This window comes from Hominisplanchenecus murintestinalis (genome assembly GCF_943193015.1).
Taxonomy (GTDB): domain Bacteria; phylum Bacillota; class Clostridia; order Lachnospirales; family Lachnospiraceae; genus Hominisplanchenecus_A; species Hominisplanchenecus_A murintestinalis.
The window spans coordinates 1-17,849 of the sequence record NZ_CALPCM010000046.1; the positions used below are offsets into that span (position 1 = coordinate 1).

The 17,849-nt window shown below is 42.4% G+C and carries 24 protein-coding genes and 1 pseudogene; all 25 read left to right on the forward strand.

Going from position 1 to position 17,849, the window contains the following annotated elements; translation table 11 throughout:
• Positions 1-29 precede the first annotated feature (29 nt).
• Positions 30-230, forward strand: a complete 201-nt coding sequence (locus tag NFR99_RS12570) for a helix-turn-helix transcriptional regulator (protein WP_135976586.1) — start codon at positions 30-32, stop codon at positions 228-230.
• Positions 231-1,310 carry a site-specific integrase gene (locus tag NFR99_RS12575; RefSeq protein WP_135976585.1) on the forward strand — a complete coding sequence of 360 codons (1,080 nt, stop codon included), beginning with the start codon at positions 231-233 and terminating at the stop codon, positions 1,308-1,310.
• A 1-nt stretch (position 1,311) separates the two neighbouring features.
• Positions 1,312-1,647 (forward strand): plasmid mobilization protein, encoded by a 336-nt coding sequence (locus tag NFR99_RS12580; RefSeq protein WP_135976584.1) that lies wholly within the window; start codon positions 1,312-1,314, stop codon positions 1,645-1,647.
• Entirely contained in the window at positions 1,637-2,734 is a 1,098-nt protein-coding gene (locus NFR99_RS12585) for a helicase RepA family protein (protein WP_120393857.1), read from the forward strand. The genes NFR99_RS12580 and NFR99_RS12585 overlap by 11 nt, the downstream gene beginning before the upstream one ends.
• Before the next feature lie 267 nt (positions 2,735-3,001).
• The gene (locus tag NFR99_RS12590; RefSeq protein ID WP_135976583.1) at positions 3,002-4,159 is read left to right on the forward strand and encodes a plasmid recombination protein; all 1,158 of its coding nucleotides are present in this window, start codon (positions 3,002-3,004) and stop codon (positions 4,157-4,159) included.
• 8 nt (positions 4,160-4,167) lie between these two features.
• Positions 4,168-4,545 (forward strand): TnpV protein, encoded by a 378-nt coding sequence (locus NFR99_RS12595; protein ID WP_251353791.1) that lies wholly within the window; start codon positions 4,168-4,170, stop codon positions 4,543-4,545.
• A gap of 142 nt (positions 4,546-4,687) precedes the next feature.
• Positions 4,688-5,152 carry a GNAT family N-acetyltransferase gene (locus NFR99_RS12600; protein ID WP_251353792.1) on the forward strand — a complete coding sequence of 155 codons (465 nt, stop codon included), beginning with the start codon at positions 4,688-4,690 and terminating at the stop codon, positions 5,150-5,152.
• Between the two features lie 26 nt (positions 5,153-5,178).
• Positions 5,179-5,697 (forward strand): GNAT family N-acetyltransferase, encoded by a 519-nt coding sequence (locus NFR99_RS12605; protein ID WP_251353793.1) that lies wholly within the window; start codon positions 5,179-5,181, stop codon positions 5,695-5,697.
• Between the two features lie 5 nt (positions 5,698-5,702).
• Positions 5,703-6,152 carry a hypothetical protein gene (locus NFR99_RS12610; protein ID WP_251353794.1) on the forward strand — a complete coding sequence of 150 codons (450 nt, stop codon included), beginning with the start codon at positions 5,703-5,705 and terminating at the stop codon, positions 6,150-6,152.
• Between the two features lie 20 nt (positions 6,153-6,172).
• Positions 6,173-6,643 (forward strand): GNAT family N-acetyltransferase, encoded by a 471-nt coding sequence (locus NFR99_RS12615; RefSeq protein ID WP_135976975.1) that lies wholly within the window; start codon positions 6,173-6,175, stop codon positions 6,641-6,643.
• Positions 6,644-6,870: 227 nt separating this feature from the next.
• Entirely contained in the window at positions 6,871-7,728 is an 858-nt protein-coding gene (locus NFR99_RS12620; RefSeq protein WP_251353795.1) for a KilA-N domain-containing protein, read from the forward strand.
• Positions 7,729-7,747: 19 nt separating this feature from the next.
• Complete coding sequence (locus tag NFR99_RS12625; RefSeq protein ID WP_251353796.1) at positions 7,748-8,713, forward strand: DUF4062 domain-containing protein; 966 nt, start codon at positions 7,748-7,750, stop codon at positions 8,711-8,713.
• Between the two features lie 91 nt (positions 8,714-8,804).
• Positions 8,805-9,179 carry a TnpV protein gene (locus NFR99_RS12630; RefSeq protein ID WP_251353797.1) on the forward strand — a complete coding sequence of 125 codons (375 nt, stop codon included), beginning with the start codon at positions 8,805-8,807 and terminating at the stop codon, positions 9,177-9,179.
• 450 nt (positions 9,180-9,629) lie between these two features.
• The gene (locus NFR99_RS12635; RefSeq protein ID WP_251353798.1) at positions 9,630-10,220 is read left to right on the forward strand and encodes a TetR/AcrR family transcriptional regulator; all 591 of its coding nucleotides are present in this window, start codon (positions 9,630-9,632) and stop codon (positions 10,218-10,220) included.
• Between the two features lie 11 nt (positions 10,221-10,231).
• Entirely contained in the window at positions 10,232-10,462 is a 231-nt protein-coding gene (locus tag NFR99_RS12640; protein WP_251353799.1) for a DUF4177 domain-containing protein, read from the forward strand.
• Positions 10,459-11,205, forward strand: a complete 747-nt coding sequence (locus NFR99_RS12645; protein WP_251353800.1) for an ATP-binding cassette domain-containing protein — start codon at positions 10,459-10,461, stop codon at positions 11,203-11,205. The genes NFR99_RS12640 and NFR99_RS12645 overlap by 4 nt, the downstream gene beginning before the upstream one ends.
• Positions 11,168-11,872, forward strand: coding sequence for an ABC transporter permease (locus NFR99_RS12650; protein WP_251353801.1), 705 nt, complete (start codon positions 11,168-11,170; stop codon positions 11,870-11,872). Before NFR99_RS12645 ends, NFR99_RS12650 begins: the two co-directional genes overlap by 38 nt.
• Positions 11,873-11,890: 18 nt before the next feature.
• Complete coding sequence (locus NFR99_RS12655; protein WP_251353802.1) at positions 11,891-12,109, forward strand: hypothetical protein; 219 nt, start codon at positions 11,891-11,893, stop codon at positions 12,107-12,109.
• Positions 12,110-12,120: 11 nt separating this feature from the next.
• Positions 12,121-12,366, forward strand: coding sequence for a hypothetical protein (locus tag NFR99_RS12660; RefSeq protein ID WP_251353803.1), 246 nt, complete (start codon positions 12,121-12,123; stop codon positions 12,364-12,366).
• 16 nt (positions 12,367-12,382) lie between these two features.
• Positions 12,383-12,484, forward strand: a pseudogene (locus NFR99_RS15685) (cysteine-rich KTR domain-containing protein); the annotation flags it as partial.
• A gap of 567 nt (positions 12,485-13,051) precedes the next feature.
• Positions 13,052-13,477, forward strand: a complete 426-nt coding sequence (locus NFR99_RS12670; protein ID WP_251353805.1) for an RNA polymerase sigma factor — start codon at positions 13,052-13,054, stop codon at positions 13,475-13,477.
• Positions 13,478-14,112: 635 nt separating this feature from the next.
• On the forward strand, positions 14,113-14,469 hold the full coding sequence (locus tag NFR99_RS12675) for a tyrosine-protein phosphatase (RefSeq protein ID WP_251353806.1): 357 nt from the start codon (positions 14,113-14,115) through the stop codon (positions 14,467-14,469).
• 1 nt (position 14,470) lies between these two features.
• Positions 14,471-15,835, forward strand: coding sequence for a relaxase/mobilization nuclease domain-containing protein (locus tag NFR99_RS12680; RefSeq protein ID WP_251353807.1), 1,365 nt, complete (start codon positions 14,471-14,473; stop codon positions 15,833-15,835).
• Entirely contained in the window at positions 15,832-16,134 is a 303-nt protein-coding gene (locus NFR99_RS12685) for a transposon-encoded TnpW family protein (RefSeq protein ID WP_251353808.1), read from the forward strand. The genes NFR99_RS12680 and NFR99_RS12685 overlap by 4 nt, the downstream gene beginning before the upstream one ends.
• A gap of 108 nt (positions 16,135-16,242) precedes the next feature.
• A partial coding sequence (locus NFR99_RS12690; RefSeq protein ID WP_251353809.1) for a recombinase family protein occupies positions 16,243-17,849 on the forward strand: 1,607 nt, incomplete at its 3' end.

Consider the following 17,849-nt stretch of genomic DNA (forward strand, 5'->3'; position numbering starts at 1 on the left):
AAAACGCTTAACAAGAAAGGAGAGGTTGTATGGACAACAAATTTATCCGTGTGGATGAGGTGGCGCAGGAGCTTTCCATATCGAAGCCTTACGCCTACAAGCTCATTAAAAAGTTGAATGATGAGCTGAAAGAAAAGGGGTTTATCACGATTGCAGGGCGTGTCAACCGCCAGTATTTTGAGGAAAGACTCTATGGGGCGGGAGAAAAACAGGGAAAGGAGATGGTATAAATGCCAGTATTTAAGAATGAGGGCAATGGCACATGGTATGTGATGGCTCGGTATGTGAACTGGAAAGGGGAACGGAAACAGAAATGTAAGCGTGGATTTGCCACAAAGAGGGAAGCACAGGAATGGGAACGGAAATTCCAGTTGCAAAATTCCGCTGACCTTGACATGGATTTTGAAGCCTTTACAGAGCTTTATGCGAATGATGTCAAGAACCGACTGAAAGAAAACACTTGGCTGACAAAAGAGCATATCATTCGGACGAAGATTCTTCCGTACTTCGGCAAGATGAAGATTAGTGAGATTGGCACAAAGGAAATTATTGCATGGCAGAATGAGCTGCTTGCCTACCGTGATGAAAAACGCAATCCCTATTCGCAGACGTATCTGAAAACAGTTCACAACCAGCTTTCAGCAATATTTAACCATGCGGTACGCTATTACGACCTCCGCTCCAATCCTGCGGCAAAGGCGGGCAATATGGGGAGCGAGGAACACAAAGAAATGCTGTTCTGGACAAAAGAGGAATATAAGAAGTTTGCGGATGAAATGATGGACAAGCCAGTTTCCTATTATGCGTTCCAGATGCTTTACTGGTGCGGAATCCGAGAGGGAGAATTATTAGCCTTGACCGCCGCTGATTTCAATTTTGATAAGGAAACGGTCATGATTAACAAATCCTATCAGCGTTTGCATAGGGAAGACGTGATTACGTCCCCGAAAACGAAAAAGAGTAACCGCACAATCAAGATGCCGAAGTTTCTCTGTGAGGAAATGCAGGAATATATCGGTATGCTGTACGGTTTAAAAAAGAAAGACCGCATTTTCACGGTAACAAAAAGCTATCTCCATCACGAGATGGACAGGGGCGCAAGAGCCGCAGGAGTGAAACGCATACGGATTCACGATTTGCGCCACAGCCACATCAGCTTATTGATTGACATGGGATTCTCGGCGGTGGCGATTGCTGACCGAGTAGGGCATGAGAGCATTGAAATCACTTACCGTTATGCACATTTATTTCCGTCAAAGCAGGCAGAAATGGCAGACAGGCTTGACGATTTAGGAAAGGGGGATTTTTGATATGTCGGCAAAGAATTTGGACAACTGCAACCGTTGGAGGAATAAAACCGTCGCTTTTCGGGTATCTCCCGAAGAAAATGAGCAGATTGACAAAGCGGTGCGGCTTTCGGGGCTTACCAAGCAGGACTATATCACAAGGCGGCTCTTATGCCAAGACGTGGTCGTGCAGGGCAATCCGAGGGTATATAAGGCACTCCGCAATGAACTTGCCGCCGTCCTTGCAGAATTGCAGAGGATTGAAGCGGGTGAGGGTGTAAATGAAGAATTGCTTGACACAATCGAGCTGATTGCTGTTATCCTCGGCGGTCTGAAAGGAGAGTGTGAAGATGGCAAATAAAAAAGAAACGGCTGCCCCGAATGTATCTGTTGGCGCAGATACGGAGCAACCGCCTAATGTAAACAATAACAGTATAACCAATTACCCGCCGAAAAACAATAGCAAAGCTCTTGAAACTGTATCTATGGCTGAATTGTATGATTCTGTATATCCGAGCAAGCCGCCTTTGATTGACGGTCTGCTCTACCCTGGCACTTATCTTTTCGCAGGCGCGCCAAAAGTCGGCAAGAGCTTTCTTATAGCGCAGATTGCGTACCATACCAGTATGGGAGTACCACTATGGGAATATCCCGTCCGAAAAGGAACGGTCTTGTACCTTGCCCTTGAAGATGATTACCGCCGCCTGCAGGAAAGGCTGTACCGTATGTTTGGCACGGACGGGGCAGACAATTTATTCTTTTCTGTTTCGGCGGGGAATCTTGGCAATGGTTTGGATGAACAGTTGCAGGAATTTATGAAACAGCATACAGACACAAGACTGATTATTATTGACACCCTCCAAAAGGTGCGTGAAGTCGGCGGGGATAATTACAGTTACGCAAATGACTATGAGGTTATTACAAGGCTGAAACAGTTTGCAGACAGCTATGGCATCTGTATCTTGATTGTCCATCATACCAGAAAGCAGGGGTCTGATGATAAGTTCGATATGATTTCGGGGACTACTGGCTTGCTTGGTGCGGCTGACGGTGCGTTCCTGTTGCAGAAAGAAAAACGCATCGGCAATGCCGCCACGCTTGAAGTGTCGGGCAGAGACCAACAAGAGCAGAAACTCTATCTTCTCCGCAATCCCGAAACATTGTTATGGGATTTTCAAAAGGCAGAAACAGAACTTTGGAAAGAGCCGCCAGAGCCTTTACTTGAGGAAATAGATAAAAGAATTACTGTCGATTGCCCCTTGTGGAAGGGGACGGCGACGGAGCTTGCGGCTTGGCTGGAAACAGAGTTACAGCCGAATAGCCTTGCACGGAAACTGAATGTCCTGTCGGGACGTTTACTCAACGAATACGGCATCTTCTATAAACGTGAACGGTGTCACGAGGGGCGTATGATAAAGCTGTACCGTGGGGAGCGTGACGGTATGTGACGGTGTGACGGTATTTTTAGGAGTGGGGTGCGGTACGGAAATAACCGTCACATCGACGCAAACCGTCACGGATAAAGTTTTTGCGGGGTGCAGGGGGCTTTTTACAAAAAGCCGCCCTCGCCCCTCGGAGAGCGCAAAACCTGCTTGCAGGTTGCATTTTTGTTGGCGAAGCCGACAAAAGTGCTTTTGCGTTTACTTTCGGGAAAGTAACAAAGCCTACCAGCCGAAAAGAAAGGGTGTGATTTTATAAGACGGACGATTAGCGCAATGGTGGGGAAAGGCTCGGTCAACCATAACAGCCGCAAGTTTAAGGCTGAAAATGTAGATGGAGAGCGTTCACACCTTAATGTAGATTATTGCAACGAGAGCATCAAGAAAGTGTATCATAAGCTATTTGATGAAGCGTTGCAAAGATATAATGAAAAACAGACAAGGGCAGACCGACGCATTGCTGATTATTACGAGAAGATACGGAACTCAAAGCAGGAAAAGCCGTTCCATGAACTGATTTTACAGATTGGGGATAAAGAAAATACGAGTGCAGGAAGTAAGAACGGACAGCTTGCAAGGCAGATTTTGGATGAATATTATCATGGATTCCAAGAGCGAAATCCTTATCTCTACGTGTTCTCTGCCCACATCCATATGGACGAAGCAACGCCGCATCTGCACATTGATTTTGTTCCATTTACAACAGGCAGCAAGCGTGGACTTGATACGAGGGTATCTCTGAAACAGGCATTGGCGGCGCAGGGATTCAAAGGCGGCTCCCGTGGCGATACAGAGTGGAGCCAATGGGTACAGTCCGAAAAAGAGAATCTTGCCGCTGTGATGGGGCGGCATGGCATTGAATGGGAGCATAAAGGCACGCATGAAAAACATTTGTCTGTCCTTGATTATAAAAAGCAGCAGAGGGAAAAAGAGGTCGTTCAGCTTGAGGGGCAGATTTCAGAGAAAAAAGAGGAATTTCAAGCATTGTCGAATAGGGTGGAGAATTATGACAAAGGCATGGGAAACCTAAAGACGCTTGAGCAGGTGCTTGACACTTCGCCAGAATATCAGTTGCCAGAGCCGCAGGGGTTGATGTCGGCGAAGTCGTATAAGAATAAAGTGGCAGAGCCTTTGGTGCGAAAGCTGAAATCGCTTGTTAAAACGGCTCTTATAAGGTGCTTTGAAGCGTGGGACAGCTATTATCGGCTGAATGTTACAAACAGCAATCTCCACCGTGAGAATGACGGATTAAGGAGAACCAATGAGAAACTGGCAGGGGAAAATGAAAACCTTCGTGCGGAAAACAAAGATTATAAGCTGCTCCGCAAGGCATTTGGAAGTAAGCAGATGGACAACCTTTTGGAGCAGGCAAAAGCGGCGCAGAAGTCGAAACAGCGTGGAAAGTATTTGAAAAATAGCAAAGAGGAAAGGTAGGAAACACTATGGAAAACAGGATTTATGACGAAAATAACGGTCTTTGGTATGCAAGGCAAGGCGAATATTACCTCCCAGAGCTTGCATTACCTCCCGAAGAAGAAAAGCCAATTGGCATATGGGGTCAACGACATTTGCGGTATCTAAAAGAGCATAAGCAGCTTGTATATCTCAATCTGCTGACAAGCGGCAGGTTGAATGAATATTTGTCAAGTGTGGATGAACAGGCAGAGGATATGTTTTCTCGGCTGGTAAAGGAATATGCCGACAGGCAGGAAGTGACGGAGCAGTTAAAGGCAGAAAATCAGATTTTATGGGTTCAAAAAATGAATAATATTCAGGCTTGCGTGAGGGAAGTTGTAGAGCGTGAGATAATTTATTTATAGGAGGTGGGGGCGGCGCTTCTATGGTATATGGGAGTGCCGCAGAAGCCTAAACAAAAGTAGTTTAGGGAATTGAAAAAGCCTATGCTTTCGTGTATAATTGATAAAAAAGTCAGAATGAGAGATAGCTTGTCGGAGGAACGATATGAAATATATAAGTGCAACTTTTGATATGACGGATGATATTCAAAATGTTTTACATACGGCTATTGAAACTATATATCCGAAATATTATCCAAAGGAAGTAGTGGATTTTTTTTGCGGACATCATAGTAAAAAACACATTCAAAACGGAATAGCATCGGGAAATATGGGAGTGTTGGTGTATAACGATGTGATTGTCGGAACGGGTTGTTTTGATGATAATCATATTACAGGAGTATATGTGTTGCCCGCTTACCAAAATCAAGGCTGCGGCTCGTATATTATGAATTGTTTGGAAAAGGAAATTTCCAAAACATATGATACGGTTATTTTGGACGCTTCGCTTTCGGCAGCGTGTTTATATGAGCATAGAGGCTATAAAACGGTGGGGCATGGGATATGCGAATTGGAAAATGATGTGAAGTTGGTTTATGAAATCATGGAGAAAAAACTGAAAGATAATTGAAAATGTGGATTGAGAGGACTTGAAAAATGAAATGCAGAATAAGAAAATGGGAACTATCAGACGCAAAAGATTTGGCGGTTGCGCTTTCAAATAAAAAAGTACAAGATAATCTTCGTGATGGTTTGCCCTATCCTTACACCGAGCAGGATGGAAAAGAGTTTATTTCTGCTATGCTTTCCGCAGATGAAAGCGAAACCTTTGCTTTTGCTATTACTGTAGATAATATGGTGATTGGCAGTATTGGCATTTTTCGGCAGGGCAATATTCATAGGCAAACCGCCGAGTTAGGATATTATATTGCCAAAGAATATTGGGGCAAAGGTATTATGACCGAAGCTGTTAAGCAAATTTGCGAATATGTTTTTGCTAATAGCGATATTATCCGTATTTATGCAGAGCCCTTTGCTTATAATATAGCGTCTTGCAGGGTGCTTGAAAAAGTAGGGTTTCAGTATGAGGGTACATTGAGAAGCAATGCTGTGAAGAATGGCAGGGTGATTGATATGGAAATGTACTCTTTGTTAAAAGCGGAAATAAAGGAGTGAATTTGGTGTTAAAAGAATATAAGTTTGGTTTCAATATTTATGGACTGTTATTGTTTTTGATTATAATGATACCTAACTTTATTTGGTTTGCTGCTCCAGCACCTAATGATGTATTAAGGACGGAATCGGTTACTGAAGTGATTGACACCATAGCTTCTGTTTGTCAGATTTTGATGGTTATAGCTTTGTGTATTTTTGTAAACATAAAGAACCATAAATTCCATATTACTCCTTTGATTATTTTTGTGATAATTTGTTGCTTAATATATTTTGCAAGTTGGGTAAGCTATTATGTAGGCGTTGTGAATACAGGTGTTATATTGGGGTTGATAATTTCCCCGTGTTTGGCATTTATGTTTTTTGCTATTGATAGAAAAAATATGATAGCAGTTGTGCCAATTTCCATTTTTCTAATTTGTCATTTAATATATGGTATCGCTAATTTTGTTGTTTGATTTTTTGAGGTTATATAAGTATGGATTATCGGATTAGAGAAATCAGAGAAAATGAATATTACGTATTATCTGAGTTTCTGTATGAAGCGATTTTTATTCCAGTGGGAATGGAAAAGCCGCCAAAAGCTATTATTGAACAGCCAGAACTTCAGGTATATATTGCTGATTTTGGAAAATCAGACGATTGGTGTTTGGTTGCGGAAGTAAAAGAAAAGATTGTAGGCGCAGTATGGGTGCGTGTTATGGATGATTACGGGCATATTGATGATGAGACACCCTCATTTGCTATGTCACTGTATGAGGAATACAGAAATATGGGCATTGGTACAGCACTTATGAGGGATATGCTTGAATTTTTAAAGAATAAAGGCTATAAGCAGACCTCTCTTTCTGTGCAAAAGGCAAATTATGCGGCTCGTATGTATCAGAAAGTAGGTTTTGAAGTCATTGACGAAAATGAAGAAGAATACATTATGGTTTGTCGGTTGTAATGTGATGGGGAGGGTATTTGTAAATGGCTGGTAATTTAGATGAAAAAACAGTAAAGGAAGTCTAAAAAAGATTATTGAGAATAATAACAATATTCCGTATAAGGCTAAATTGGAGATAAAAGCGATAATAGAATTGGAACACAATCCAGAAAAATTGCTGCAAGAGTGTCTGTTATATATGCTGTCATATAAGGGATAATCTGTGATAAAGGAAGTGGTTGGAGATAATGAAAAATATGAAAATAGATGCCAATGGAACAGAAATCAGAGTAATGGGTGATGTCGTAAATGAAGAAGCTTATATTTCTTTAACGGATATTGCCAAATATAAAAATCCAGACAATGCTTTTATCGTGGTTGCGAACTGGATGCGTAATCATTCCACAATCTCATTTCTGGGTTTGTGGGAACAGATTCATAATCCCAATTTTAAACCTATCGAATTCGATAGGTTTAAAGCGGAATCGGGAGATAATGCATTTACATTGACACCGCAACAGTGGATAAGAGCAACAGACGCAATCGGTATTATATCAAAATCAGGACGATATGGAGGTACATATGCCCATACAGATATAGCCTTTGAGTTTGCGTCGTGGATTTCCGCAGAATTTAAGCTCTATATTATTAAGGACTATCAGCGGTTAAAGAAAGATGAAGCAAACCGATTAGCGATTGGTTGGGATGCTAAGAGGGAACTTTCAAAAATAAATTATCGTATTCATACAGATGCGGTAAAGGAATTTCTGATAACACCAACATTATCCCCGCAGGAAATGGCATATACATACGCATCCGAAGCAGATATTCTTAATATGGCTTTGTTTGGTAAGACGGCGGCACAATGGAGAAACGAAAAGGGAATAAGCGGAAAATCACCTAATATCAGAGATTTTGCTTCGGCAGAGGAATTAGTTGTGCTTATTAATTTGGAGGACACCAATGCAGATTTGATAAGACAGGAAGTGCCTAAAATTGAGAGGTTAAAAATATTAAGAGAAAAAGCATATAGGCAGCTGGAAATTCTAAGAAGGAATCAAGAGAGCATTGAAGCGTTGAGGAAAAATCTTATTAACAAAGTATAAAACAAGATAAGGAGAAATTATGAATACAGATAGACATATACCAGTAGTTTTTGTTAGTTCTACTTGCTATGACCTCAAACAGGTTCGAGAAGACTTAAAAGATTTTTTTGAAATCAATTACGGTTTTCAAGCTATGTTGTCTGAATTTAGTTCATTTCCTATTGACCCGTGTATTGGTACTTTTGAAAATTGCTTGAGTAATGTTGATAAATTGGCTGATATTTTTATACTTATTGTTGGAACAAGATATGGGTATGTGACAGAGAGAGGGAAATCTATTACGAATTTAGAATATCTACATGCAAAAGCGAAAGGGATTCCAGTATTTGTGTTTGTGGACAAGCAGTTACATAGTCAATTAAAAATATGGGAAGCCAATAAAGAAGGAAATTTTTCAACTATTGTTGACAACCCCCAGATTTTTAAATTTGTTTCAGAAATATATAATGAATCAAAACAGTGGATTTATACATATGAATCTGTGCGAGACATAACCACTACCATGAAGCATCAATTAAGTTTGATATTTGCTGATGGATTGGCATATAAAAAAATATCAAATACGTTAGAACCACATATTTTAGAGAGTGATATTTCATCAGAAGCTTTACGTGTTTTAATTGAAGAGCCGTATGCATGGGAGTACAAATTTCTAGCATATGTGATTAAAGACGAGTTTAACAAACTACAGAAACATAGATGGGATTTTAAATATGGTTTATTTACAACACATATTATTGAGATGAGTCCTAATGAACTGTTGGACGATGTTTCTGTAAAACTGAATGAGATTGTAGAATTAAATGGAATTTTAAGCATACTTTTGAATTCTGCAATTCAAGATGCAATTGGAGAGGCGGGAGTACCGAGTGATTTAGAGATGATGGTATATATTTCAAAGCAGCTTGCTTCGTTTTATGAAAGGATAGTTGCATGGGCATTATATTTTAAAACAATACATACAGATGAAGTGTTTAAACCATGAATGAAACCAGATAAGGAGAAAACTCAAAATTTTGTTTAAGACAACAGACACAAGAGTGTGGAGTGAATATTTTATCTGGAGGTAACAGAAAATGGCAAATATATTATTTGAGGAACTGGGCGGCAAATACGAACGGAAAGGCGATTATCTAATTCCATGTATAGCTTTACCCGCCGAAGAAGAACAGCCGATAGGCACATGGGGACAGCGGCATCTGGACTATCTGAAACAGTACCACAAGGTTACATACACGAATCTTCTCACAAGCGGTAAACTCAACGCCTACCTTGCCAACATTGACAGGCAGGCACAGGAACGATTTAAAAGGCTCATAGAGGATATGAAGCAGGCACAGGGTATAACAGAACAACTAAAGGCAGAAAACGCCTTAGAATGGGTACAACGCTTAAATAACATAAGGGCATGTGCGATGGAGATTGTGAACGAAGAAATTATCTACGCATAATAAAAAGGCGATGGAGTAAAAGAAGCTCTATCGCCTTTTTATCTGTAAGACCGAAATGAATATAGGTTATACCGCAGAAAAAGGTGATGCATATTTTTTTTGGATGTAAACTTTTATACAAAGCACTTTACTTAACCCAATGTCAACAGGAATTATTGGCATGAGTATGCTTTTCATAGGTGTAACCATACTCTTGTTTAAACTGCCAAAATATAAAGTGAATCGTTGGGGTGCTTTTATGTCTAAAAAAGAATGGACATGCTGCCCTATCGTCACAGTTCATTGGCTCAATTATATTTCATAAGGTTATAAGGCAAATGCCCGTCATATTTTTACTGTCATTTTTTTAATAAGTCTTTTTCTTGACAATATCCCTAGAGAATGTTATTATATTTACGAACATTATATAAGAATATTCGTAAATATAATTCAGGAAGGAGAGAAACAGACATGCCATCAAAGCCAGTGCTTTCAGATACTGACAAAGAGAATATTCGCAAAAGGCTGAAAGAATTATGCGAAGAATGCTGGATAACACAGGGGTATAAAAAGACAAGCATTAAAAGCCTGTGTGAGAAAGCGGGGATATCAGTCGGAACATTTTATACGCTGTACCCAACCAAAGAAGATTTGTTTTTTGAAACAATCGAAACCATACAAAGGAGGTTGGAAGAAAAGATTTTTGCGATTAACAGGGACAGACGGACAAAGGACGGATTTGCCGAATCAATGAAAGAGCTTTTTAAGGAATATGACAGCAAGCCTTTCCTGTATAACGTCAATACGCCAGATTTCCAATCCTTTATCACAAAACTGCCAGAAGAAACAATAAAAAAAGTTAAATTTGACAGCTTCGATTTTTTCAGGCAGGCGGTCCGCGCCGCCAGCCTTGAACTGAAAATGGAAGAATCTAAGGCGTATGGGATATTGAGTGCATTGCTATCTACTATCAATGCAAAAGAGACACTTTCTGTCACCTGTGACTATTTTGCTGTTTTTGAGTTCATGGTGGACAGCCTTGTGGCTGATATTTTTAAATGAAGGAGGTCTTTATGGAGAAATTTGAGTACAAAATAATGTTTGTTGACAGCAAGGAAACTGATAAACCAGACAGCCTGCTGGCAGACAAGTTAAACCAGTATGGCAAAGACGGATGGGAACTGACAACGTCTTTTGCCTGCCCATACATAGGCAGTTCGCAATATTCCCTTATCGGGCTTGCGCAGAAAACAACTTTTATCTTTAAAAGGCGGCTGCTTTCTGAAAAGGGGGCGCACGAATGACATATGCGGTTGAAGTTCAGAATTTATCAAAATCCATAGATGGCTGCCCCATACTGAAAAATATCTGCATGAGGGTAAAACAGGGTGAGATTTATGGATTTTTAGGGGCAAACGGGGCGGGGAAAACGTCACTGATGAAGACGCTGTACCATATCATACGCCCCGACTGTGGAACGGTATGTTTGCTAGGCGAGCGTGTTGCAGGCGGAAACAGCCCTGTTTTTTCCCATATTGGAAGCATTATCGAAAGCCCTGTTTTTTATAACCATTTGTCGGCTTATGACAACTTGGAACTGCATTGCAGATATATGGGCGCAGGATATGAAAATATCGGGGAAACCCTGTCATTGCTGGGGATTTCAGAAACAGGCAATAAAGCCGTAGGAAAATTTTCTTTAGGGATGAAACAGCGGCTTGCCCTTGCAAGGGCTTTCCTCACAAGACCAGAACTGCTTATACTTGACGAGCCTATCAATGGTTTAGACCCGCAGGGAATCATACATATTCGGGAACTGTTATTGCGAATCAATAAAGAGCATGGCACAAGCATTTTGATATCAAGCCATATCCTTGACGAACTATCTAAAATCGCAGATACCATTGGCATGATTGACCACGGTGCTATGCTTGGGGAAATTTCTATGGATGAAATATGCAAAAAGGGGATAGGGCTTGAAGATTATTATCTGGATTTGCTGGGAGGAGGTGGAAAAGGTGAAGAACCTTATTTCTCTGGAAATTAGGAAAGTGCTTTTAAAGCCGCATATGTTTGGGCTGGCTGCGGCTAACATTATCATTTTTTTACTGAGTGCATTCACGTCCAGCCTTTTAACCCAAAACGGAAATATGCCTGCATTCAATGGCTTGCCCCCAGCCCAGTTAGATACTGTTTCATTGGCACTGATGCTTGTAAGGGCAACATTGATTGTATGGGAAGCGGTTTTTCTTTGCGTATTTATAATTGAGGAATATAGGAACAGGACTATAAGCCTGCTTTATACTTATCCAGTAAACCGAACAAAGCTGATGTTGGCAAAGCTCCTATTGGTCTGCGGCATTATGCTCCTGTTCCACACGGTGTCATATATCTTCCAATATGCCTGTATTCTTCTTGCAAGCAAATATTTTGTGTTTGTCACATTCAGCTTGGGGGATATATGGGTGCAGGCTGTCACAGCCATTTCAGCTATTATGTTAGGGCTTTTCCCATTATATGTTGGGATGATAAAGAAATCAACGATTGCAACGGTTGTTTCATCCATAGTCATTGTTGTCATTGCATCCAATTCACAGGGCTGCCATGCAGGGCTGCTGTCAATGCCTGTTGCCGCAACAATTTTGGGCATTATTGGGATTGCTTTTTCAGCAATGGCACTTCACAGGATGGTTGCATCTGATTTGAACAATTAAAAGAAAGGGGGCGAAAGTATGGATTTTCCAATTCCGAATTTTATACCTGTTCCTAACGCAGAAGCCATGCAGATGATATCAATCGTATCATTGATTGTTGGTATCTGTCTGGTTGTGGCAGGAGCAGTATTTTTGTTACTGAGCAAAAGGAAAGGAAAAAAATCCACACTCGCATGGATTGTGATATGCGTAGGGGCATTGCTCATTGTAAATCATGGCATACAGCTGATATTTTAGGAGGACAGAGAATGATTAAAGAAGTAAATCAAGTTTGTGGGAAATTAAATGAAGTGTTGGGCATTTCGGTTAGGCTCCCAAACCCTGGCAAAAAAGCGGTAAAATTTGCTGCAGTATGCAACTTAATTGCAGGGGCTGGCTTAATTGCGGCAGGGGCGGTTTTTTCTTCAAAATGGTGCACAGCATTGGGTGGCTTGGGAATTGTCAGCAGTATTATACTGCGAAAGGAAGGCAGCCATAAACCAAATGACAAATAATAGCGAGCGCAAAAGGATGGAATGGTTGTTATGCCCTGTCTGCAATAGCAAGACACGGATAAAAATACGACCAGACACAGAGTTTAAGATGTTTCCATTATTTTGCCCAAAATGCAGACGGGAAACGCTAATCAATGTAGAAAAACAAAATGTTTCAGTCATCACAGAGCCAGACGCACAGACGCAGAGCCGATGAACTTGTGAAATAAAATCACAGTTTGTTGGCTCTGTTTCATTTCATAAGGTTTTAAGGCGAACGTCCACCATATAAAAAAACGGTGTATGGTGGGCGATTTTGCTATACCCAAAAGACCTAACAGACACTCTCCAGACCTGTTTTAAAGTTTGGAGGGATTTTTTTATGTTCTTTTTTCGGGTAGTTATTTATCTGCTCATGCAACGCAGAGTTGGTTTATACATAGCATATCGGGAAATGGCAGGAAGCCAGTTAAAAAAATCCCTGCCCATGTAACGCTACTTCTCACCATGAAACTAGAAGTAGAATCTCCACTTAACAGAATATATATCCCCTATAACCGTAGAGGTCACCGTGCCTTTGCGGTTTTTCTTTTGTCGTTTTTTATCAGATTATGCCACAGGGCTGTTTCTGCTATTGGATGCCGTTCGCCGCCTTTCCAATCTGAATTTTAACATTTTTAAAAATTTCAGATTGGAGGAAAAAAGAATGGCATACAACAACGGACGGGAGAACAGGAAATGGCTTATCTGGAAAGAAGCCGAGGAAAAAATATTGAGAGAACACGGAGTCGATGAAACCATCATCGAACAAATCCGCATAGACGACAGGGCAGACTTCAATTCTAACAGACGGTTTTATCATTGGACAAGCAACTTTGGAGAATACCTTGAGGGGATGGCAGACAGGGAACAGAATACCGAGCTAAAGACTGTCGCTGATTTACTGAACGAGATTGAGGACGAAACTCTGTATCGGGCATTGCTTACGGTGGACAGGCGTACCCTGCAAATTATCCTGTTGAAAATGCAGGGCTATTCCACAAAGGAAATTGCCCCGCTTGTTGGATTGACAACGGGTGCTATCTATGCAAGATTAGACCACTTGCGGAAAAAGCTGCGTAAGATTTTATAATCATCTAATATTTTCTGTTTTCTTATGGACTATTGGGTGAGGGATAAATTTCCCTTGCCCAATTTTCAAAATAGGTGAATAAAATTCCCGTCCACAGGGAATACTAAAAAGTTTGCCTAAAATCTTGACATGGATGCAGCCGCTATGATATTCTAAAATACCCGTGAGGGAATTGGAAGATTGAAAATTAAATAGCACATAGATGGAAGAATGAAATGTCAGCCAATGGATAAGGCTGACTGCCGCCGAACGTAAGTCGTCCTTTTCGGCTGGTGTATGGCAGCATAGTTTTGAATCCCAAAGCCGTTACATAGCATTGCGAATCCGAGCAGGAGAAAACACTCCTGTCATTCGCGGTGCGGTGTAGCGGCTTTTTCATTTATCCAAAAGTCAAGAAAAAACGAATCCAGAACGGAGGTGCAGGGACATAGGATTTTCTTTTCGGAGGGTAAGACAGGTATGGAAGAATGCCGCTGCACAGGAAAAATGCTCTGTGGCGTTGTCCACAGAGATAGCGAGCATCGGATTGTGTCAGCCACAATCCAATCCACAGCCTAAAGGCGTGTGGAGTTCACTCAGGGGACAGCCCCTGTTTACCCCGAAGAAAGAAAAATAAGACTGGAGGATTGAGGAAAATGAGCAGAAAAAAATCAGAAAAGGATATGCGGAATGTCCCGATTACCGTCCGATTGAACGAAGAAGAACATGAAAAATTAAAGCAGTGTGCCGCCGCTTGCAGTCTGTCCGCCGCCGAATTTATGCGCCAGTTATGCAAGGGAAACGCCCCGCAGCCACAGCCCAAAACCGAGTTTTGGGAACTGTTAAACAAGCTCTATGAAGTGCATGACGGTTTCAAAAAGTGTGTTCCATACTATCCAATCGCTGCCGAAATCTGTAAAGAGATTGAGGATTTTATCTTAGAATTGCAGCAGAAAACAACTCTCCCACAACGATTTAACGTAGAAGAATTGATGGAACAGGGGGCGGTCTGATATGGCGGTAACAAGCCTATGGCATGTCAAAGGGAGCATAAAAGACGTGATTGACTATATAGAAAATCCAGAAAAGACTGTGCCGAGTGAAGAAATGCAGGACTTCTTTGACGTGTTTTCCTATGTAAAGAATCCGTCAAAAACGAATGAGGGCGAGTATGTTTCCGCAGTCAACTGTCTGAAAGAAACCGCCTTACAGCAGATGATTTTGACGAAGAAACAGTACCAAAAGACAGGCGGATATATCGCTTGGCATGGCTATCAGAGCTTCAAGCCAGACGAGGTAACGCCCGAACAATGCCATGAAATCGGATTGAAATTAGCAAGGGAAATGTGGGGCAGCAAGTACCAGATAATCGTTGCCACCCACCTTGACAAAGGGCATCTGCACAACCATTTCTGCTTCAACTCCGTTTCTTATCTGGATGGGAGCAAATACAATTACTCAAAATCGGAGCAGAAACGGTTAAGGGAAGTGTCCGACCGATTGTGTTTTGAGTACGGATTGTCAGTCATAGAGCATCCGAAGAAAGCCCCGTCAAGACCGCTGTATCTGGACGAAAAAAGCGGAAAGCCGACACGGTACAACGTCTATCGGGAGGATTTAAAGGAGGCAATCAACGGGAGCAGGGATTTACAGCACATGATGAAATACCTCACCGACAAGGGATATGAGGTTGATTTTTCTGGCAGCCATTGGAAAATGAAGCTGCCACAGTATAAGCATTTCACAAGGTTAGACACGCTTGACGAGCGGTTGACTCCCGATTTCATACGGTCATGTTTAGGCGGGGCTTCCCAATATGGAAACTACAAAGCAAGGATTTCCTATTCCCCGCATATGCCAGAGCAGTATAAAAACGCATGGAAACCGCATCAAAAAACCACAGGAATCTTAGCGTTATATTACTACTGGTGCTATCAGTTAGGGATATTCCCCAAAGGCACAAACTACAAGCCGACAAGCCCGCTGATGAAAGAGGAGCTTCGGAAACTGGACGAGATTACCGCACAGGTAAGGTATATGTCAAAGCAGGGCATCTCTACCCTCTCCGATTTACACGCCGACAGGGAGCAAAACCAGAGTGAAATGAATAAACTGATTGACTACCGCCAGCACTTGCGGAATAAGGTACGCCGTGCCACACCAGCCGAAAAAGAAAAACTTCGGGAAGAAAAGCAGGGCGTGACATGGCAGATAACGGAACTTAGAAAGCGGCTGAAATATGCAGACGGGATTGAGAAACGCTCCGCACACATTGACGAATGCTTAGACCAAATCCACGACACGATAGAAAACCAACGGTCAAACCGACAGAAACAGCCAGTTAAAACAGACCGCAGGAGGGAGGAATCATTGCGATGAGCAGACTGTCCGAGGAAGAAATACAGGCGATTATGGAGGAATACAAAGATGTCCCTATGGTAAATCCCGACAAAATATATCCCCCTCTGCCGCCTGTCCAGAACGTCACGCCCCTTGTCCGCATCCCAGAGCCGATGAGCTTCACCGAGAAAATCGGCGGTACGGAATACACCGTCAACGCCCATTTCCGAAAAGACGGGCGGGATTTGCTTGTAATGCTTACGGATATTTTTCGGCGTGGCGCACAGGGATATGGATTTTATGATAATGAGAATTGGGGTGATAACGACGGGGAATAACAGGCAGCGGAAAAATTATCGCTTTAAAGCGTTGAAGTTTGAGGACAGATGTGGTACACTGTACCTACACTTCACAATACCGTGTCTGCTGTCAGAAAGGAGAGCTTTATGAAAAGACAGCAGGAAGATTTTACGGCATTATATTGTAGGTTAAGCCAAGACGATGGGCGGGAAGGCGAAAGCAACAGCATTGTAAACCAGAAAGAATATCTGATGAAATATGCGAAAGAACACGGTTTCCCTAACCCGAAATTCTATGTGGACGACGGCTATACGGGTACGAATTTTGACCGCCCAAGCTTTAAGGAAATGTCGGCGGACATTAAAAAAGGGCTTGTAAAGACTGTCATTGTCAAAGACTTATCACGCTTCGGCAGGAACTATATCGAGGTCGGCTCTTACTCCGAAATCATCTACCCCGAAGCGGGCGTGAGGTTCATCGCCATCATGGACAACGTGGACACGGGCAGCCTTGAGAGCAACGAATTTGCCGCCTTTACCAACCTTTTCAACGAATGGTATCCCAAAAGCACGAGCAAAAAGGTAAAGGAAGTCAAGAAAGCGAAAGGGCTTGCAGGCGAGCATTTGGGTGCACCACCCTACGGGTATTTGCGTAATCCAGATGACAAGACCCGTTGGCTCGTAGACGAGGAAGCGGCGGCAGTCGTCCGCAGGATATTCTCACTCTGTTTGCAGGGGAAAGGCGTGTCAGCCATTGCCACAGCCCTCTGGGAGGACAAGGTGCTTACCCCGTCAGCCTATAAGGTGTCAAAGGGAATCGGCGTTGCAAAAAAATCGGAACATCCCTATAACTGGGAAACGTCCGTGATTGCATCCATTCTGGAAAATGTGGCATATATCGGCATAACGGAAAGCTTTAAATCCACCCGTTTAGGCTTTAAGAGCAGGAAACGCATCCCAACCGCAAAGGACAGGCGGACGTATATCGAGGACGCCCATACCCCCATCATTGACAGGGATATGTGGGAAAAAGTTCAGATGATACGGGCAAACAAACGCAGACCGACCAAAAACGGAACGACAAGTATCTTCTCGGGGCTGCTCTATTGTGCCGACTGCGGGGCGAAATTAAGTTTAGCCACAGCCAACGGGAATACGCATTTCCGCTGTTCCATGTATAAACGGACAAGCAGGGCAAAGGAATGTACGCAGCACTATATCCGAGAGGACGCATTAAAACAGTTAGTGCTGAAACAGCTTCAGCAGTTCCTGTCCTATTTACAGCAGTTTGAGCGTGTGTTTATCCGACAGCAGATTGACGCCACCCTTGCAGAACGCCGATACGAGTTATCCGCAAAGCAGAAACAGATAGAAAAGGACGAAAAGCGGATAAAGGAGCTTGACCGCCTGTTCCGTAAAATCTATGAGGATAATGTCAACGGAAAGCTGAATGACGAACGCTTTTACAAGCTATCAGACGGATATGAAGCCGAGCAGGAACAGCTAAAGCAGGAAATCGAAACCTTGACAGCCGAGGTCAGCGAAGCCGACACGGAAGCGACCAATGTCGCCAAGCTGATAGCAGTCACCAAGAAATACACCCGCATCGACGAAATAATGCCCGAAATTCTAAACGCATTTGTGGATAAAATCGTAGTCCATGAGCGTGAGAAAAAAGACGGGAAACGGACACAGCAAATCGACATCTACTATTCCTATGTCGGGATTGTGGACATCCCCACGGACGAGGAAAT

Bases quoted from the DNA above. Each gene is read 5' to 3' on its own strand.
- NFR99_RS12595 (WP_251353791.1), top strand. From the start codon at position 4,168: ATGGAAAACAGGATTTATGACGAAAATAACGGTCTTTGGTATGCAAGG.
- NFR99_RS12635 (WP_251353798.1), top strand. From the start codon at position 9,630: ATGCCATCAAAGCCAGTGCTTTCAGATACTGACAAAGAGAATATTCGC.
- NFR99_RS12670 (WP_251353805.1), top strand. From the start codon at position 13,052: ATGGCATACAACAACGGACGGGAGAACAGGAAATGGCTTATCTGGAAA.
- NFR99_RS12605 (WP_251353793.1), top strand. From the start codon at position 5,179: ATGAAATGCAGAATAAGAAAATGGGAACTATCAGACGCAAAAGATTTG.
- NFR99_RS12630 (WP_251353797.1), top strand. From the start codon at position 8,805: ATGGCAAATATATTATTTGAGGAACTGGGCGGCAAATACGAACGGAAA.
- NFR99_RS12645 (WP_251353800.1), top strand. From the start codon at position 10,459: ATGACATATGCGGTTGAAGTTCAGAATTTATCAAAATCCATAGATGGC.
- NFR99_RS12585 (WP_120393857.1), top strand. From the start codon at position 1,637: ATGGCAAATAAAAAAGAAACGGCTGCCCCGAATGTATCTGTTGGCGCA.
- NFR99_RS12625 (WP_251353796.1), top strand. From the start codon at position 7,748: ATGAATACAGATAGACATATACCAGTAGTTTTTGTTAGTTCTACTTGC.
- NFR99_RS12590 (WP_135976583.1), top strand. From the start codon at position 3,002: ATGGTGGGGAAAGGCTCGGTCAACCATAACAGCCGCAAGTTTAAGGCT.
- NFR99_RS12615 (WP_135976975.1), top strand. From the start codon at position 6,173: ATGGATTATCGGATTAGAGAAATCAGAGAAAATGAATATTACGTATTA.
- NFR99_RS12680 (WP_251353807.1), top strand. From the start codon at position 14,471: ATGGCGGTAACAAGCCTATGGCATGTCAAAGGGAGCATAAAAGACGTG.
- NFR99_RS12675 (WP_251353806.1), top strand. From the start codon at position 14,113: ATGAGCAGAAAAAAATCAGAAAAGGATATGCGGAATGTCCCGATTACC.
- NFR99_RS12640 (WP_251353799.1), top strand. From the start codon at position 10,232: ATGGAGAAATTTGAGTACAAAATAATGTTTGTTGACAGCAAGGAAACT.
- NFR99_RS12580 (WP_135976584.1), top strand. From the start codon at position 1,312: ATGTCGGCAAAGAATTTGGACAACTGCAACCGTTGGAGGAATAAAACC.
- NFR99_RS12570 (WP_135976586.1), top strand. From the start codon at position 30: ATGGACAACAAATTTATCCGTGTGGATGAGGTGGCGCAGGAGCTTTCC.
- NFR99_RS12685 (WP_251353808.1), top strand. From the start codon at position 15,832: ATGAGCAGACTGTCCGAGGAAGAAATACAGGCGATTATGGAGGAATAC.
- NFR99_RS12660 (WP_251353803.1), top strand. From the start codon at position 12,121: ATGATTAAAGAAGTAAATCAAGTTTGTGGGAAATTAAATGAAGTGTTG.
- NFR99_RS12655 (WP_251353802.1), top strand. From the start codon at position 11,891: ATGGATTTTCCAATTCCGAATTTTATACCTGTTCCTAACGCAGAAGCC.
- NFR99_RS12575 (WP_135976585.1), top strand. From the start codon at position 231: ATGCCAGTATTTAAGAATGAGGGCAATGGCACATGGTATGTGATGGCT.
- NFR99_RS12620 (WP_251353795.1), top strand. From the start codon at position 6,871: ATGAAAAATATGAAAATAGATGCCAATGGAACAGAAATCAGAGTAATG.
- NFR99_RS12600 (WP_251353792.1), top strand. From the start codon at position 4,688: ATGAAATATATAAGTGCAACTTTTGATATGACGGATGATATTCAAAAT.